15 protein-coding genes and 1 pseudogene are annotated in these 15,244 nt (G+C 74.5%); 10 read left to right on the forward strand and 6 right to left on the reverse strand.

What is annotated here, in order from left to right:
* Positions 1 to 63: 63 nt before the first annotated feature.
* Complete coding sequence (locus tag EDD39_RS25600; RefSeq protein ID WP_123559700.1) at positions 64 to 528, reverse strand: NYN domain-containing protein; 465 nt, start codon at positions 526 to 528, stop codon at positions 64 to 66.
* A 149-nt stretch (positions 529 to 677) separates the two neighbouring features.
* Here EDD39_RS25600 and EDD39_RS25605 point away from each other — a divergent pair, with 149 nt between their 5' ends.
* On the forward strand, positions 678 to 1,475 hold the full coding sequence (locus tag EDD39_RS25605; protein WP_123559703.1) for an MHYT domain-containing protein: 798 nt from the start codon (positions 678 to 680) through the stop codon (positions 1,473 to 1,475).
* 84 nt (positions 1,476 to 1,559) lie between these two features.
* On the opposite strand, the gene EDD39_RS25610 is transcribed toward EDD39_RS25605, so the two are convergent.
* Positions 1,560 to 2,504 carry an AraC family transcriptional regulator gene (locus tag EDD39_RS25610; RefSeq protein WP_123559705.1) on the reverse strand — a complete coding sequence of 315 codons (945 nt, stop codon included), beginning with the start codon at positions 2,502 to 2,504 and terminating at the stop codon, positions 1,560 to 1,562.
* A gap of 34 nt (positions 2,505 to 2,538) precedes the next feature.
* Positions 2,539 to 3,542 (reverse strand): annotated as a pseudogene (locus tag EDD39_RS25615) (IS5 family transposase).
* Between the two features lie 189 nt (positions 3,543 to 3,731).
* On the opposite strand from EDD39_RS25615, the gene EDD39_RS25620 reads away from it, so the two are divergent.
* Positions 3,732 to 4,187, forward strand: a complete 456-nt coding sequence (locus EDD39_RS25620) for a hypothetical protein (protein ID WP_123559709.1) — start codon at positions 3,732 to 3,734, stop codon at positions 4,185 to 4,187.
* A gap of 198 nt (positions 4,188 to 4,385) precedes the next feature.
* Here the strand turns inward: EDD39_RS25620 and EDD39_RS25625 are convergent, their stop codons facing one another.
* A complete protein-coding gene (locus tag EDD39_RS25625) occupies positions 4,386 to 5,234 on the reverse strand; it encodes an NAD(P)H-binding protein (protein ID WP_123559710.1) in 849 nt (282 codons plus the stop codon).
* A gap of 167 nt (positions 5,235 to 5,401) precedes the next feature.
* Here EDD39_RS25625 and EDD39_RS25630 point away from each other — a divergent pair, with 167 nt between their 5' ends.
* From EDD39_RS25630 to EDD39_RS25645, 4 genes are all read left to right on the forward strand, one after another.
* On the forward strand, positions 5,402 to 5,821 hold the full coding sequence (locus EDD39_RS25630) for a winged helix-turn-helix transcriptional regulator (protein ID WP_123559713.1): 420 nt from the start codon (positions 5,402 to 5,404) through the stop codon (positions 5,819 to 5,821).
* Between the two features lie 128 nt (positions 5,822 to 5,949).
* The gene (locus EDD39_RS25635) at positions 5,950 to 6,816 is read left to right on the forward strand and encodes an NAD(P)H-binding protein (protein ID WP_123559715.1); all 867 of its coding nucleotides are present in this window, start codon (positions 5,950 to 5,952) and stop codon (positions 6,814 to 6,816) included.
* 141 nt (positions 6,817 to 6,957) lie between these two features.
* Complete coding sequence (locus EDD39_RS25640) at positions 6,958 to 7,953, forward strand: GlxA family transcriptional regulator (protein WP_123559717.1); 996 nt, start codon at positions 6,958 to 6,960, stop codon at positions 7,951 to 7,953.
* A gap of 70 nt (positions 7,954 to 8,023) precedes the next feature.
* Positions 8,024 to 8,650: an isochorismatase family protein gene (locus EDD39_RS25645; protein WP_123560879.1), complete on the forward strand. Its 627-nt coding sequence runs from the start codon at positions 8,024 to 8,026 to the stop codon at positions 8,648 to 8,650.
* A gap of 81 nt (positions 8,651 to 8,731) precedes the next feature.
* On the opposite strand, the gene EDD39_RS25650 is transcribed toward EDD39_RS25645, so the two are convergent.
* Entirely contained in the window at positions 8,732 to 10,003 is a 1,272-nt protein-coding gene (locus EDD39_RS25650; protein ID WP_208765582.1) for an MFS transporter, read from the reverse strand.
* A 167-nt stretch (positions 10,004 to 10,170) separates the two neighbouring features.
* On the opposite strand from EDD39_RS25650, the gene EDD39_RS25655 reads away from it, so the two are divergent.
* Complete coding sequence (locus EDD39_RS25655) at positions 10,171 to 10,839, forward strand: hypothetical protein (RefSeq protein WP_123559719.1); 669 nt, start codon at positions 10,171 to 10,173, stop codon at positions 10,837 to 10,839.
* 85 nt (positions 10,840 to 10,924) lie between these two features.
* Here the strand turns inward: EDD39_RS25655 and EDD39_RS25660 are convergent, their stop codons facing one another.
* On the reverse strand, positions 10,925 to 11,773 hold the full coding sequence (locus EDD39_RS25660; RefSeq protein ID WP_123559721.1) for a GntR family transcriptional regulator: 849 nt from the start codon (positions 11,771 to 11,773) through the stop codon (positions 10,925 to 10,927).
* A 249-nt stretch (positions 11,774 to 12,022) separates the two neighbouring features.
* Between EDD39_RS25660 and EDD39_RS25665 the strand changes: the two genes are divergently transcribed.
* From EDD39_RS25665 to EDD39_RS25675, 3 genes are read left to right on the forward strand one after another with little or no spacing between them, the layout of a single operon-like run.
* Positions 12,023 to 13,297 (forward strand): extracellular solute-binding protein, encoded by a 1,275-nt coding sequence (locus EDD39_RS25665; protein WP_123559723.1) that lies wholly within the window; start codon positions 12,023 to 12,025, stop codon positions 13,295 to 13,297.
* A 54-nt stretch (positions 13,298 to 13,351) separates the two neighbouring features.
* Positions 13,352 to 14,266, forward strand: a complete 915-nt coding sequence (locus EDD39_RS25670) for a carbohydrate ABC transporter permease (RefSeq protein ID WP_208765583.1) — start codon at positions 13,352 to 13,354, stop codon at positions 14,264 to 14,266.
* On the forward strand, positions 14,263 to 15,159 hold the full coding sequence (locus EDD39_RS25675; RefSeq protein WP_167518082.1) for a carbohydrate ABC transporter permease: 897 nt from the start codon (positions 14,263 to 14,265) through the stop codon (positions 15,157 to 15,159). Before EDD39_RS25670 ends, EDD39_RS25675 begins: the two co-directional genes overlap by 4 nt.
* Positions 15,160 to 15,244: the final 85 nt, after the last annotated feature.

The raw sequence follows: 15,244 nt of genomic DNA on the forward strand, positions 1-15,244 counted from the left end.
TCCCGTCGGCGGCCCCGCGGCAGGCCGTCAGTTTGCCTGACAGGCAAAGAAGCTGGCGCGACGTCAGCCGGTATGTCCGCGGCTGCCCGGGCCGCTCGCGTCGCCCGCGCCGCCGCGCACCGTGCGCGGGCCCAGCGGCTCCGCGCCCAGCGCGGTGACCCGGGCGCGCAGCCCGCGGTCGGCCGTCACCACCAGCAGGCGGCGGCCCGGGGCGGCCGCGGCCTCGGCGGCGACCAGCTCCACGATCCGGTCGTCACCGCTGCCCGGTGCCGACACCACCCGCACCCCCGGCACCCCCTCCACGCCGCGCGCCGCACCCTCCACCACCAGCACCACCGCCAACGGGCCCGGCAGCCCCGGCAGTCCGTCCGCCGCCACCGGCACCAGCGCGTCCCGCAGCCGCTCGGCCGCGCCCCGCCGGTCCCGCCACCACCCGTCCGGGACGGAGCCGACGACGTTCGCGCCGTCCACCACCAGCAGCGGGGCGGACGGACCGGGCGGCGGGAGGACCTCGACGGGCTGTTCCATGGACGCCAAGCCTGCCACGGGGGAGGGGGCGGCGCGGGGACGGACGGGGGCGGGGCGGGGGCGCAACCCCTGGTACAGACCAACCCCTACTGGACGGTATTGTCTCGGAGGCAAATCCCGCACGTGCATTCGTTTCCGATCGGACCTCCATGAACCACGACACGATGGCCCACCTCAACGGCTTCCAGTACGGGTGGGTGAACCCGGTCGTGGCGTACCTGATCGCCTGCGCGGGAGCCGCGATCGGACTGCGGTGCACCGCACGGGCCATGACGCTGCGGCCGGACAGGCGCTTCGGCTGGCTGGCGCTCGCGGCCGGCGCGTTCGGGTGCGGCATCTGGTCCATGCACTTCATCGCCATGCTCGGCTTCATGGTGGACGCCTCCACCCTGGTCTACGACATCCCGCTCACCCTGCTCAGCCTGCTGGTGGCGATCGTCGTGGTCGGCCTGGGCATCGGCTTCGTCGGCTACCGCGGCAAGAGCACCGGCACCCTGTTGGTCAGCGGCCTCCTGACCGGCTGCGGCGTCGCCGGCATGCACTACATCGGCATGGCCGCGATGCAGGTCGAGGGCCGGGTCTCCTACGACGGCCTGCTGGTGGCCGCCTCGGTGGCGATCGCGGTCGCCGCCGCCACCGCCGCGCTGTGGATGACCCTGAACGTCAAGGGCCTGCCCGCGGCGCTCGGCGCGGCGCTGATCGCCGGCGTCGCGGTGGTCGCCATGCACTACACCGCGATGGCCGCCGTGGGCGTCACCCTCGACGGCCGTCCCGCCGGGGACGGGACGCCCGCCTCGCAGTTCGCCCTGCCGCTGGCCGTCGGCATCATGGTCGTCCTCGCGGTCGCGGGCATCGCCATCGCGCTCTCCCCGCAGGACCCGGAGGGCGGCAGCGGCCCGGCCGCCGAGCCGATCCGGGTCGACCTGTTCGGGCAGGAGCGCTACTGACACCCGCACCGGCACCCGTGGCGGCGGCACCCGTGTCGGCGGCGGCCGGGCTCCGGCGGCCGGGTTCCGGCGGGCGGCGGTGCGTCAACTCCCGTGCCGGACGCGCCAGTCGGACGGGGTCAGGCCGCGGGCGCGCTTGAAGGCCGTGCTGAAGGCGAACGCGTCCCGGTAACCGACCTGGCGGGCGACGGCCGCCACCGTCGCCTCGGTGTCCCGGAGCAGGTCGGCGGCCAGCACCATCCGCCAGGCGGTCAGGTGGGCCAGCGGCGGCTCGCCGACGGCGCGGGTGAACTGGGCGGCGAAGACGGTGCGGGAACGGCCGACCCGGGCGGCCAGCTCGGCGACCGTCCAGCGCCGGGCCGGCTCGGCGTGCAGCAGCCGGATCGCCTCACCGACCGCCGGGACGCCCAACGCGGCGGGCCAGGACGGCAGTTCGGCGTCCGGACGGGTGCACCAGGCCCGCAGGGCGAGCACCAGGACCAGATCGAGCAGCCGGTTCAGCACCGCCTCCTGCCCCGGTTCCTGCCGGGCCGTCTCGGCCGCCAGCAGCCGCAGCGCCGCCGTGCTGCCCTCCCGCCCCGGCACCACGGCCAGCGGCGGGAGCAGCCCCAGCAGGTGCTCGCCCGCCGCCCCGCGGAACCCGTAGGCACCGTGCAGCAACGTGGTCGCCCCGGGCAGCCCGTCGCCGTACGTGCGCGGGCCGAGGCTGCGCTCGGAGACCGCGCCGGCGTCCAGGACCTGCTTGGTCCCGTCCCGGATCAGCACCTGCGGCGCGGTGCCCGGCCCGTCCGCCAGCACGTACCGCCCGGCGCTGCCGCGGACCAGGGCGATGTCCCCGGACGCCAGCGGCACCGGCCCGGCGGACGGGTGCTCCAGCAGGCGGACGGAGGCGGGGCCGTCCAGTGCGGCGACCACGGTGAGCGCGGGCGGCTCCGCGAAGGCCATCGACCACGGCGGCCGCTGGATCAACTGGTGCACCCGGGTGTGCCGGGCCCGGGCCCGGTGCAGCAGATCGCTCAGGACGTCCATGACCGGTGAGGCTAGGGAGCGTATTCGGTCGTGATCAAGGGGTGGGCTTGGTGAGGTCCTTGATCCAGATCATCGAGGCGCGGAGGTGGAGGCCGGCGAGGTAGCTCTCGGATGTCTTGTCGAACCTGGTGGCGATGCCTCGCCAGGCCTTCAGCCTGTTGATCAGGCGCTCGACAGTGTTCCGCTCCTTGTAGAGCTCGGTGTCGTGGCCGACGGGCCGGCCGCCCCTGCTGCCCTTCTTCTTTCGGTTGGCGGCCTGGTCCCGCTTCTCCGGGATGACCGCTTTGATGCCGCGTTTGCGCAGGTGGTTGCGGTTGTCGCGGGAGGAGTAGGCCTTGTCTGCGGCGACCGCGTCGGGCCGGGTGCGGGGGCGGCCGATGGGGCCGCGGACCCGGACCCTCGCCAGCACGGGGATGAACTGCGGGCTGTCGGCGGCCTGTCCCTCGGTCAGGATGATGGCAAGCGGGCGGCACTTGCGTTCGCCGGCGATGTGAACCTTGCTGGTCTGCCCGCCTCTGGAGCGTCCGAGCAGGGCCGCCTTCAGTCGGAGTCTGTGTCTGTGTCGGACGCGTCGTCGCTCGTTCCGTTCCGGGTCGTCTGTGGTGTCCTGCCCGTCTTGTTCCTTCGGGTGGCCCCCTTTTGCCGGGCCTTCTCCGCCTCCTCGGCGGCCTTCTCCAGGTCGGCGAGCGTGTCGGGGTCGAGGTGCATCCCGGCGGCGTCGTGGTGGGCTCGGACGGTGGTGGAATCCACGCTGACCAGCGACAGGTCCACCTCGCCCCGCTTCGCGGCCTCCGCGATCGAGCCTTCCAGCAGAGCCTCGAAGACCCCGGCGTCCCTCCACTGCCGGAAGCGGTTGTGGACTGTTGACCAGGCCCCGAACTCGCCCGGCATCTCCCTCCACTGGCTGCCCGTCCGGAACCGCCAGATCACGCCCTCGAACTGCCGGCGCAGCCGCTCGGGGTACGGGCCGTACTCGCCGACCGGCAGATACGGCTCGATGAACTCCCACTCGGCGTCAGTAAGTTGAACTCGCGTCACACAGTACGGTTTATCGGATCGGGCGCGACCACGAGGGCGAAACCCACAGATTGATCACAACCCGATACGCCCCCTAGTGCGTCGACCGCGGACGTTCCCGGGGCCGGGGCCGGGACGGCCGGCTGACGGGGTGTCAGAGGGGGTTGCGAGAATGGGAGTCGTTCCAGCCCCCAGACGAAGGAGCACTCCATGCACCTTGCGCAGTACCGACGTTCGGCCCGGCACGGGTCCGTTGCCGCAGTCCTCACCGTCCTCCTGGCGGCCGGCCTGGCCGCCTGCTCGTCCGACGACGGGGACACGATGAAGAGTTGGTCCGAGAAGGGCGGCAAGGAGCAGGCCCGGGTGATCGGCCAGGACATCCAGGTACTGCTCGGCGCCACCGGCGGATCGGCCGAGATGGCGGACCGCTGCCGGCGCGTCCTCGACGACGTCAAGGCGGCGAAGGCGTACCGGGCGGTCCCCGACCAGGGCGCGCAGTCGCTGTGGCAGGAGACCCTCGACCGGACGCAGACCGCCGCCACCACCTGCACCCAGAACACGGACACGCTCACCGGCGGCTCCAAGCTCGGCGAGGTCGCCGAGGCGCAGAGTTCCTACCACCTGTTCGCCCAGCGGATATCGGTGCTCGCCGAGTCCGGGTCCTGACACCCGGAGACCGGTGCTCCGACCGCGAAGGCCCGGCGGGGCGGCGGGTCGGCGGGCCGCGTCGGGGCGGCCGCGTCGGCGCGGCCGGGCCGGAGCGGCCGGGTGGCCGAGGACGCACGCGGTCGCAGTGCCGGACGGCCCGCAGTCGCAGCCGCGGTCGCAACCGCAGCCGGGACCCCGGCCGTGGTGGCCCGCCGTTCAGGGCCGCGGCCGCAGGCCCGTCGCCGGGCGCGTGATCGCCGGGCGCGTGGCGGACGCGGCCGCCGCCGCGACGGTCAGCGGGTCGCGGGCCGGGCGGCCGAGCAGGTCGGTCAGGGCGGGGTCGGCGCCGTCCAGGAAGCCGTGCCGGACGCCGGTGGCGATCGAGGCCAGCATGGGCGGCTGGAAGGGCAGCAGCCCCGGCGTCTCCTCCAGCAGTCGGCGCCGGTACTCGCCCAGGCCGACGGTGCGGTGCGGCACCCCGAGCCGGTCGGCGACCAGGCCCGCGGTGACCGGCGGGCCGACGAGGTCGCGGACGCGCCCGCGGTGGGCCGCCGGGTCCGCCGCGACCAGCGCCGCCACCTCGGCCAGGTCCGCCCGGGCGACCGCGGCCAGCGCGCCGTCCCCGAACGCCGACTCCAGCCCGTCCCCGGACCAGGTCAGCAGACCGCCGAAGAGCTCGGCGTACAGGCCGTTGCGCAGGATCGTCCAGGACAGCCCGCTCTCCCGCACCAGGCGCTCGGTGGCCCGGTGCGCGAGCGCGAAGCCGAGGTGGTCGCCGGCGGTGGTCAGGCTGGTGTACACGACGTGGCGGACGCCGTCGCGGACGGCCGCGGCCAGGGCAGCCGCGTGCCGGGCGACCACCAGGTCGTCCTCGGCGTAGCCGGCCGAGACCAGCACCAGGGTCGACACCCCGGTGAGGTCGAGGCCCGCGGGGTCGTCGAAGTCGAGCCGCCGCACCCCCGGGCCCGGCGAGCGGCTGCCGCCCGTCGCGGGGACGCCCCGGGCGTGCAGGGCCGCCAGGGTGGCCGAGCCGAGGTTCCCGCCCGCTCCCGTCACCAGGATCATGTCCGTCGCCGCCTTCCGTGGTGGTTCCCACCGGCCGTGCTGCCCGTCGGCTGCGGCGCCCGCCGCCCGTGGTGCCCGCTGCCCGTGGTGTCCACCGGTCGTGGTTCTCTTCGGTAACTAGGCTTGATCCTCGATCGCGGACCGGACGGCCACAAGGAGGCAGTTCCATGTCACCCACGCACACCGGGGTAACCACCCCCGCCGAGCTCGACCCCTGCGGACGCCACGACCACCCGGACTGCGGCATCCGCGACGTGCTGGACCGGATCGGCGACAAGTGGTCGGTGCTGGTGGTCGTCGAACTGGCGGGCGGGCCGCGCCGGTTCCGCGAACTGCAGCGCGCCGTCGAGGGCATCTCCCAGCGCATGCTCACCCTCACCGTGCGCCGGCTCGAACGCGACGGCCTCGTGCTGCGCACCGTCTACCCGACCGTCCCGGCCCAGGTCGACTACCGGCTGACCGGGACCGGCGCCGGACTGACCCACCTGGTCAAGGCGCTCGCCGACTGGTCGCTCGCCCACCGCTCCGCCATCGCCGAGGCCCGCCACGCCTACGACCTGGAGCACCCGGACCACGACATCCGCTGAGCGCACCCGCCGGGCACCGGCCAAGGACGCCGGGGACGCCGGAGACGCCGGGGCCGCCGGGACGATCACCGAGGGAATCGGGACGCCGACCCATGGATCGTCCCGGCCCGGGCGGGTTGGCTGGAGCCATGAACACGATCCTCGTCCTCGGCGGCACCGGCACCACCGGCCGCCGCGTCGCCCGCCGCCTGGCCGCCCAGGGGCACTCCGTCCGCACCGCCGCCCGCACCGGCGGCGACCACCGACTCGACCTGGACGACCCGGCGGGCTGGGCCCCCGCGCTCGACGGCGTCAGCGCCCTCTACCTGGTCGAACCCGCGCTGCGGCCCGCCACCGGCCGCCGCGAGCGCCTCCCGCTGCTGGTCGACCACGCCGTCGCGGCGGGCGTCCGGCGGCTGGTGCTGCTCTCCGCGTACGGCGTCGACCGGGCCGACGACAGCCACCCGCTCAAGGCCGCCCAGCAGGCCGTCCGGGACAGCGGCGCCGAGTGGACGATCCTGCAACCCGGCTGGTTCGCCCAGAACTTCAGCGAGACCTTCTGGCGCCCGGCCGTCCTCTCCGGCGTCCTCGCCCTGCCCGTCGGAGACGGGCGCACCCCGTTCGTCGACGCCGAGGACATCGCCGAGGTCGCCGCCGCGGCCCTCGCCGGGGGCGGGGACGGGGACGGGGAGGGCCGGCACGCCGGACGCACCTACCGGCTGACCGGCCCCCGGGCGATCGGCTTCGGCGAGGCCGCCGCGCTGATCTCCGCCGCCACCGGCCGGACGGTCCGCCACCAGGACGTCACCGCCGAGCAGTTCGTCGCCGCCGCGACCGCCCACGGCACCCCCGTCGAAGCCGCCCGCCGCCTGGCCGGCCTGCTCACCGAGGTCCGCGAAGGCCGCGGCGCGGACCTCGGCGACGGCACCGAACAGGCCCTCGGCCGCCCGCCCCGCACCTTCGAGGCCCACCTCGCCGAGGCCGCCGCAGCCGGCCGCTGGGACCCCGAGCGCTGAGCCTGCGGGCTGCTCCGCGCTCCCGGCCGGGCCGACCGGGAGCGCGGGCCCGCGCTCCGGGCCGCCGCGGCAGGACCGATGGCCGGATCCGACAGAACAGTGTCATTGCGGCCACCGGGCCGGGCAGCCGAGGATGGGGGCATGCCCAGCACCGAACGCCGCGTCGTGATCGCGGTCTTCCCCGACGTCGACCTGCTCGACGTCACCGGTCCGGCCGAGGTGTTCGCCCTGGCCGGCCGGGAGAGCGGCGGCCGGGCCGGCTACCGGGTCGAACTGGCCGGCCCGACCGGGGGACTGGTCCGCACCTCGGCCGGCGTCCGGCTGGCCGTCGACCTGACGTTCGACCAGGTCGACGGCCGGCTGGACACCCTGCTCGTCCCCGGCGCCGTCGACCCCGGACCGGACGGGCCCCGGGCCCGGATCGACCCCGACGTGGTCGCCTGGGCGGCCCGGACCGCCCCGTCCGCCCGGCGGGTCGCCTCGGTCTGCGCCGGAGCCCACCTGCTCGCCGCCGCCGGACTGCTGGACGGGCGGCGCGCCACCACCCACTGGTCGACGGCAGCCCAACTCGCCGCCGACCACCCGGAGGTGACGGTCGACCCGGACCCGATCTTCGTCCGCTCCGGAACGGTCTGGACCGGCGCCGGGATCAGCGCCTGCATGGACCTCGCGCTGGCCCTGGTCGCCGAGGACCACGGCGAGGAACTCGCCATGGCCGTCGCCCGGCAACTGGTGATGTACCTCAAGCGGCAGGGCGGGCAGAGCCAGTTCTCCGTCCCGCTCAGCAGCCCGCCCACCACCCGCCGGGACATCGACGACCTGCGCCTGCACATCGCCGACCACCCCGACGGCGACCTCTCCGCCCGGGCGCTGGCCGCCCGGATGTGCCTGAGCGAACGCCACTTCGCCCGGATCTTCCGGCAGGAGACCGGCACGACCCCGGCCGCCTACGTCGAGGCCGCCCGCCTGGAGGCCGCCCGGCGCCTGCTGGAGGGCACCGACCAACCGCTCGAACAGGTGGCCGCCGCCAGCGGCCTCGGCTCCGTCGAGACGCTCCACCGCACGCTGCGCCGCCGCCTGGGAACCACCCCGGCCGCCTACCGCAGACGCTTCCGGGTACGGCCCGAAGGGGCCTGAACCCGCTCCACCCGTACCACCCGTACCACCCGCACCCATCCCGACCTGCGAGGACGTTACTGACATGAGCATGGAAAACGACGCGACTTCCGCTTCCGCGACGCTGCGCACGGTGATCGGCCTGGACGACGCCCTGCCGAAGCTCGCCGACTCGATCGTCGTGCTGATCGACTACCAGAACACCTACCGGGAGGGCGTGATGGCGCTCGACGGCGCCGAACAGGCGCTCGCGGCGGGTGCCCGGCTGCTGGCGGCGGCCCGGACGGCCGGGGCCCCGGCGGTGCACGTGGTCAACGACGGCGGGCCGGGGACGCCGTACGACATCCGGGCCGAGATCGGGGCGATCAGCGCGCCGGTCGCCCCGGCGGAGGGCGAACGGGTGGTGGTCAAGACCTTCCCGGACGCCTTCCACGGCACCGAACTCGCCACCGTGCTGGAGGAGTTGGACGGGGACGGGCCGCGCCGCGACCTGGTGCTGGCCGGGTTCATGACGCACATGTGCGTGGCGTTCACCGCACAGGGGGCGTTCCGCGGCGGGTGGCGCCCGACGGTGGTCGCCGAGGCGTGCGCCACCCGGGCGCTGCCCGGCCCGGACGGCACCGTCGTCCCCGCCGCGCAGCTGCACGCCGCCGCCCTGGCCACCGTCGGCGACCTGTACGGGACGGTGGCGGCGCGGGTCGCCGACCTCACCGGATGAGCGGCGGGCCGAGCGGCGAGGCGGCCGCCGGATGGGCGCCGGCCCGGGCAGCGAGCGGTCGCCGGGTGGGCGGCGAGGCGGTCACCGGGTGACGGAGAGCCGGACGGCGCCGTAGCGGCGCTGGGCGTAGGCCGCCGCCGTGGTGGCCGCGCCCAGGGTCAGCCAGCCCAGCGGGCCGGTGGCCAGCACCGCGCCGGTCAGCAGCAGCGGGCCCGCGGCCTTCTCGGTGGAGTGGGCCATGCCCGCCACCCCGAGGTACTCGGGGCGGGCCCGCTCCGGGGCCAGGGCCACCGACAGCTCCCAGGAGACCACCGAGCGGACCAGTTCGGCCAGCGTCACCAGCACCGCCGCCGCCAGCAGCAGCACCGAGGCGGCCACCGCCCCCGTCCGGTGGGCCAGCGCCGCCGCCGCGCAGCAGCCGAGTACGGCGAACCCGTACAGCGGGACCACCCGGACCGCCTGGCGGGCCGTGCTGACCAGGGCGGACACCCGCAGCTGGGCCAGCACCACGACCACCGTGTTGATCGCCAGGAAGGCCGGGACCAGCGCGTGCGGGGCGCGGGTGGAGTGGATCAGCCAGAGCGGGAGACCGACGTTCAGGATCGCGTCGTCGATGGTGAGCACCGCGTCCAGGGCGACGAAGCGCAGGTAGCCGGCGTCCCGCCACGGGTTCGGCCGGGCCTCCGGGCCGGCGCTCCCGTCCGCCGCCGCCCCGCTGCCCGGGCCGTCCGGTGCGGCGGCGGCGCGGTGCGGCTCGCGGAGGGTGGCCACCAGGGCGGCCGCGACCAGGAAGGAGGCCACGTCGGCGACCACCAGCGCCCGGTACGCGGCCGGGGTGCCCACCGCCAGGCCCAGCGCGGCCAGGCCCGCGCCCGCCGCGTACCCGGCGTTCATCGCGGTGCGCGACAGCGCCCGGTAGGCCGAGCGGCGCTCGCCCGCCACCTCGGTGGCGTACAGCATCTCCATCGCCCGGGCCGCCCGGTCGCCGAGCGTGGCCAGCGCCACCACCAGCAGCAGCGGCGTGAACGCCGAGCAGAACAGCACCGCCGTCAGTGCCGCCACCCGCAGCAGGTGGCAGCCGATCAGCACCGGTCGCACCCCGGACGAGGCGGCCAGCCGCCCCGCCAGCGGCGTCCCCGCGATGCCCGCCACCGAGGAGACGCCCAGCAGCAGTCCGACCTGGGCCGCCGTCAGCCGCCCCACCTCGGTGAAGTACAGCACGCAGGCCGCCGCCCAGACGCCCGTCCCGGTCCGGTCGACGAACAGCGTCAGCAGCATCGTCCGCCCGTCCCGCCCGCCCGGCGGCCGCCGCAACTGGGCCAGCAGCCCCTCGGTCCCCGCGCGCTCGCCCATGCCGCCCACCGTCCCCGTGAAGGTCGTTCGTCCGTACGGGGAGCACTCTGCCCGAGAAATCTCTTGATATCAAGATGCTTGATGTCGAGATGACATGGTGGGATCGGTGTGCGGGCCCGGCTCCCGCCTCGGCAGCCCTGGCTGTCGCCGGTGAGTACGCTCGGCGGATGACCGATCACGAACACGCGCAACTCCCCGACGCCGTCGGCCCGGTGACGGCGGACGACCTCGCCGAGGGCGTCCGGCTGGTCGTCGCCCTGCTGAGCAGGCCCGACGCGGCCGCCGCCGACTGGGACCGGCCCGCCGGAACACTGGAATGGAGCTGCTGGGAGACCGCCGAGCACCTCGCGGACGACCTGTTCTCCTACGCCGCCCAGCTCGGGCCGCAGTCGCCGCCCGCCGTCGGGTTCGTGCCGTTCCGCTACCGGCGGGAGGCGCCGGGCAAGCCCGCCAACGCGGTCTTCGCCCAGCGGGAGGCCGGGCCGCAGGGCCTGGTCCAGGTGCTGGAGGCGTGCGGGGCGCTGCTGGTGGCGATGGTCCGGACGGCCCGGCCGCAGGACCGGGCCTTCCACGGCTACGGGACGGCGGACGCCGAGGGCAGCGCCGCCATGGGACTGGTCGAACTCTTCGCCCACGCCCACGACCTGGCACTCGGCCTGGACCTGGACTGGACGGCCCCCGCCGACATCAGCGCCCGGGTGCTGGCCCGGCTCTTCCCCGCGGCGCCCACCGGCACCGACCCCTGGCCGACCCTGCGCTGGGCCACCGGCCGGGGCGACCTGCCCGGCCGCGAACGGCCCGCCGAGTGGCGCTGGTACAGCGCCCCGCGCGACTGAGCGCTGGCTCCGGAGCTCCCGCCTTGGAGCTCCAGCCCCGGAGCCCCCGCCCTGCCCTCGGTCGGGCCGGAACCGGGAGCCCGGCTCAGAGCAGCGGCTGGATGTCCCCGGTGGTGACGGTCGGGCCGGTGCCGCGCGTGGTCAGGTCGTTCGGCGGGATGCCCGGGTGGTGGCGGGAGTCGCCGGGCGCGGCGGGGGTCGGATCGGCGAGCGAGATCCGGGAGACGATGCGGTAGCGGTCGCCGCGGTAGAGCGAGTGGGTGTACTCGACCGGCCGGCCGGCCGCGTCGCTGGTCAGGCGCTCGAAGCGCAGGGCGGGGGAGAGGGCGGGGATGGTCAGCAGGCGGGCCTCGCGCTCGTTGACCACGGTGGGCTCGATGGCCTGGACGGCCTCGTGGACGTGCGCGCCGCGGGCGGCCAGCAACTGGTAGAGGTCGCCGTGCTCCAGCTCGGCCGGGACCAGGCCGGGCAGCAGGTCGGCGGGGACGTGCAGGTGCTCGATGGCCATCGGCTCGCCGTCGACCAGGCGCAGCAGCACGATGTGCAGGACCGGCGCGGCGGGGGAGAGCCGCAGCTTGCGGCCGATCGCCGCGCCGGCCGGCGGGGCACTGAGCTCCAGCACCCGGCTGGTCCAACTCCCGGCCGCCCGGGGCACGCTGAAGGACGGATCGCCGCCGCCGGACGGGGTCAGCTCCTGGACGATCTTGGCGGGGGCGACGAAGGTGCCGCGGCCGTGCTCGCGCACCAGCAGCCCCGCGGCCACCAGCTCGTCCACCCCGGCGCGCAGCGTCGGGCGGGAGACGCCGAGCTGCACGCAGAGCGTCCGTTCGGACGGCACCGGGTCACCGGGGGTCAGTGACTCGACCAGTTCGCGCAGGTACTCCCGGACCTGATCGCGCTTCAATCCCGCCCCGCCGGACGAATCCGTCGCCATCGTGCCATCCCTTCGCTCCGAACTGGTCAGACCATACCAGACCAGTTCGCGGACCTTACCAGTGGCCGTCACGGCGCCGGAAGCCCCGAACTGGAAGGATTCCTTGCAGGTCGGAGGCCGGATAGTGAGGGTACGCGGGGCCTTGACGGGCCGGAACGGCTGTGCCACCTTCTCTTACCACCGACCGGACCAGTTGAGCCAACTGGTAAACAGTCGGCCTTCTCCGAACTCCATGAGGCGGCACCCACCGTGAGATCCCCCGCACGTCCGACCATCCTGCGCGCCGCGACCGCCCTGCTGCTGGGCGCGGCCACGCTGACCGCCTGCTCCTCCGGCTCCGGCTCCCAGGACGCGGCCGGCCCGGCCCGGCTGACCGTCTGGATCATGAAGGACAGCGTCACCGACACCTTCCTGAAGGACTTCGAGGCCGATTTCGAGGCCACCCACCCCGGCACCACCCTGGACGTGCAGATCCAGGAGTGGGAGGGCATCGGCCAGAAGGTCACCAGCGCCCTGGCCAGCAAGGACGCCCCCGACGTGATCGAGGTCGGCAACACCCAGGTCGCCCAGTACGCCGCCAGTGGCGGCGTGCACGACCTCAGCGGCAAGACCGCCGAGCTCAACGGCTCCGACTGGATCCCCGGCCTGGCCGACCCCGGGAAGATCGACGGCAAGCAGTACGGCATCCCCTGGTACGCCGCCAACCGGGTGGTCATCTACCGCAAGGACCTGTTCCAGCAGGCCGGCATCACCACCCCGCCCAAGACCCGCGAGGAGTGGATCGCCGACACCCAGAAGCTCAACACCGGCGGCAACGAGGGCATCTACCTGACCGGCCAGACCTGGTACGTGCTGGCCGGCTTCCTCTGGGACGAGGGCGGCGACCTCGCCGTCAAGGGCGCCGACGGCAAGTGGACCGGCGCCCTGGGCACCCCGCAGGGCAAGGCCGCGATCGGCTTCTACCAGCAGCTCCAGGCCCTCGGCCGGGGCCCCAAGGACTCCGACGAGGCCAAGCCGCCGCAGGCCGAGGTGTTCGCCCAGGGCCGCACCGCCCAGCTGATCTCCACCCCCGGCGGCGCCGCCGCCATCCTCAAGGCCGCCCCCGACCTGAAGGACAAGCTCGGCTTCTTCCCGATCCCCGGCAAGAGCGCCGACAAGCCCGGCGCGGTCTTCACCGGCGGCTCCGACCTGATCGTCCCCGAGTCCTCCCGCCACCAGCAGGCCGCCTACGAAGTGGTCAAGGCCCTGGCCGGGGACAAGTGGCAGACCGCGATGGCCAAGGAGATGAGCTACGTCCCCAACCGGACCACGCTCGCCGGCGCGCTCAGCGGCAACGAGGGCGCCACCGCGATGGCCGCCGGCGCCGCCAACGGCCACGCCACCCCCAACTCGCCCGACTGGGCCGCCGTCGAGGCCGACAACCCGATCAAGCAGTACATGACCCAGGTGCTCACCGGCGCCGACCCGGCCGCCGCCGCGAAGAGCGCCGACGCGGCCATCACCAAGGCGCTCAGCGGCAACTGACCCCGGGCCCGGCCCCCTCCGCACTGCACGACCCCGACAGGAGAACACCCCGCCGTGCCCACCGACGCGTCACCGCCGCTCCGCACCCGGATCCGGCCCTACCTGCTCATCGCCCCGACCCTGGTGGGCGCGGCGTACCTGCTGCTCTACCCCGTCGCCCGCAACCTGGTGATCTCCGTCCAGCACTTCCGGATGGCCGAACTCATCCGCGGCGGCGCCCCCTTCGTCGGGTTCGACAACTACACCACGCTGCTCACCGACCCCAAGTTCTGGACCGTCACCCTCCGCACCCTCGGCTGGACCGCGCTCAACACCGTGCTGATCACCGGCCTCGGCACGCTGGTCGCCCTGATGCTGGTCCGGCTCGGCCGGCGGATGCGGCTGGCCGTGATGAGCGCCCTGGTCCTGGTCTGGGCGACCCCCGTGATCGCCGCCACCACCGTGTTCCAGTGGCTGTTCCAGTCCCGCTTCGGGGTGGTCAACTGGGCGCTTGACCAGTTGGGGCTGCACGGCTACCACGACTACGCCTGGTTCGCCCACTCCGGCGCCACCTTCACCGTCCTGGTCCTGCTGGTGGTCTGGCAGTCCGTCCCGTTCGCCGCGCTCACCCTGTACGGCGGACTCACCACCATCCCCGCCGAGCTCTACGAATCCGCCCGGATCGACGGCGCCGGCGCCTGGCAGACCTTCCGCCTGGTCACCGTCCCCGTACTGCGTCCGCTGTTCGCCCTGGTCACCTCGCTCGAGGTGATCTGGACCTTCAAGTGCTTCGCCCAGATCTGGGTGGTCAGCCAGGGCGGCCCGAACGGCGCCACCACCACCCTGCCGGTCTACGCCTTCCAGATCGCCCAGAACCTGCACAAGTACGACCTCGGCTCCGCGGCCTCCACGCTCACCGTGCTGATCCTGCTCGCCGCGCTCGTCACCACCCTGCGGCGGATGCACCGCCAGGAAGGAGCCGAGGCGTGAACCTCCCCTCCACCCGCGCCCTCCCCTCCACCCGCACCCCGCTCGCCCCCCGCACCCCGCTCGCCCCCCGCCGGCTGCGCCGCCTGCCGCTCAACCTCGCCGCGCTCGCCGTCCTCGTCACCGCCGCCTTCCCCGTCTACTGGATGGTGGCCACCGCCTTCAAACCCACCGCCGAGATCCAGTCCGCCACCCCCACCTTCCTGCCCCTGCACCCCACCCTCGACCACTTCTCCACCGCGATCCACGCCCCCGGCTTCGGCGGCTACTGGCGCAACAGCCTGCTGGTCACCCTCGGCGCCGTCCTGCTCTCCCTGCTCGTCGCGCTGCTCGCCGCCTACGCCGTCGGCCGACTGCGCTGGCGCGGCCGCCGAGCGTTCCTGCTGCTGGTCTTCACCGCGCAGATGGCTCCCTGGGAAGCCCTGCTGATCCCGATGTACGTGATCGCCCGCGACACCGACATGCTCGACAGCCTCAGCATGCTCACCCTGGTCTACTTCATGACCACCCTCCCCTTCACCATCGTCACCCTGCGCGGCTTCCTCGCCGCCGTCCCCGCCGAACTCGAGGAAGCCGCCCAGGTCGACGGCTGCACCCGGGCCGCCGCCTTCCGCCGCATCACCCTCCCGCTGCTCGCCCCCGGCCTGCTCGCCACCTCGCTGTTCGGCTTCATCACCGCCTGGAACGAGTTCGCCTTCGCCAACACCCTGATCATCAAGAACCAGGACGCCCGCACCCTCCCGGTCTGGCTCTCCTCCTTCGCCAACGTCTTCGGCACCGACTGGGGCGCCACCATGGCCGCCGCCACCCTCTTCATGCTCCCCGTGCTGCTGGTCTTCCTGTTCCTGCAGAACAAGGTCACCACCGGCATGACCGCCGGCGCCGTCAAAGGCTGACACCCCGTCAGCACAGCCACCCCGCCAGCACGCCCACCCCGACCGCGCGCCCACCCCGCCCGCGCCCCTACCCCCGGAAGAAGAC

This window comes from Kitasatospora cineracea (assembly GCF_003751605.1).
GTDB classification, from domain to species: Bacteria; Actinomycetota; Actinomycetes; order Streptomycetales; family Streptomycetaceae; genus Kitasatospora; species Kitasatospora cineracea.

Excerpts from the sequence above, each read along its gene's own strand:
- EDD39_RS25600 (WP_123559700.1), bottom strand. The coding sequence starts at position 528 with ATGGAACAGCCCGTCGAGGTCCTCCCGCCGCCCGGTCCGTCCGCCCCG.
- EDD39_RS25605 (WP_123559703.1), top strand. The coding sequence starts at position 678 with ATGAACCACGACACGATGGCCCACCTCAACGGCTTCCAGTACGGGTGG.
- EDD39_RS25610 (WP_123559705.1), bottom strand. The coding sequence starts at position 2,504 with ATGGACGTCCTGAGCGATCTGCTGCACCGGGCCCGGGCCCGGCACACC.
- EDD39_RS25620 (WP_123559709.1), top strand. The coding sequence starts at position 3,732 with ATGCACCTTGCGCAGTACCGACGTTCGGCCCGGCACGGGTCCGTTGCC.
- EDD39_RS25625 (WP_123559710.1), bottom strand. The coding sequence starts at position 5,234 with ATGATCCTGGTGACGGGAGCGGGCGGGAACCTCGGCTCGGCCACCCTG.
- EDD39_RS25630 (WP_123559713.1), top strand. The coding sequence starts at position 5,402 with ATGTCACCCACGCACACCGGGGTAACCACCCCCGCCGAGCTCGACCCC.
- EDD39_RS25635 (WP_123559715.1), top strand. The coding sequence starts at position 5,950 with ATGAACACGATCCTCGTCCTCGGCGGCACCGGCACCACCGGCCGCCGC.
- EDD39_RS25640 (WP_123559717.1), top strand. The coding sequence starts at position 6,958 with ATGCCCAGCACCGAACGCCGCGTCGTGATCGCGGTCTTCCCCGACGTC.
- EDD39_RS25645 (WP_123560879.1), top strand. The coding sequence starts at position 8,024 with ATGGAAAACGACGCGACTTCCGCTTCCGCGACGCTGCGCACGGTGATC.
- EDD39_RS25650 (WP_208765582.1), bottom strand. The coding sequence starts at position 10,003 with ATGGGCGAGCGCGCGGGGACCGAGGGGCTGCTGGCCCAGTTGCGGCGG.
- EDD39_RS25655 (WP_123559719.1), top strand. The coding sequence starts at position 10,171 with ATGACCGATCACGAACACGCGCAACTCCCCGACGCCGTCGGCCCGGTG.
- EDD39_RS25660 (WP_123559721.1), bottom strand. The coding sequence starts at position 11,773 with ATGGCGACGGATTCGTCCGGCGGGGCGGGATTGAAGCGCGATCAGGTC.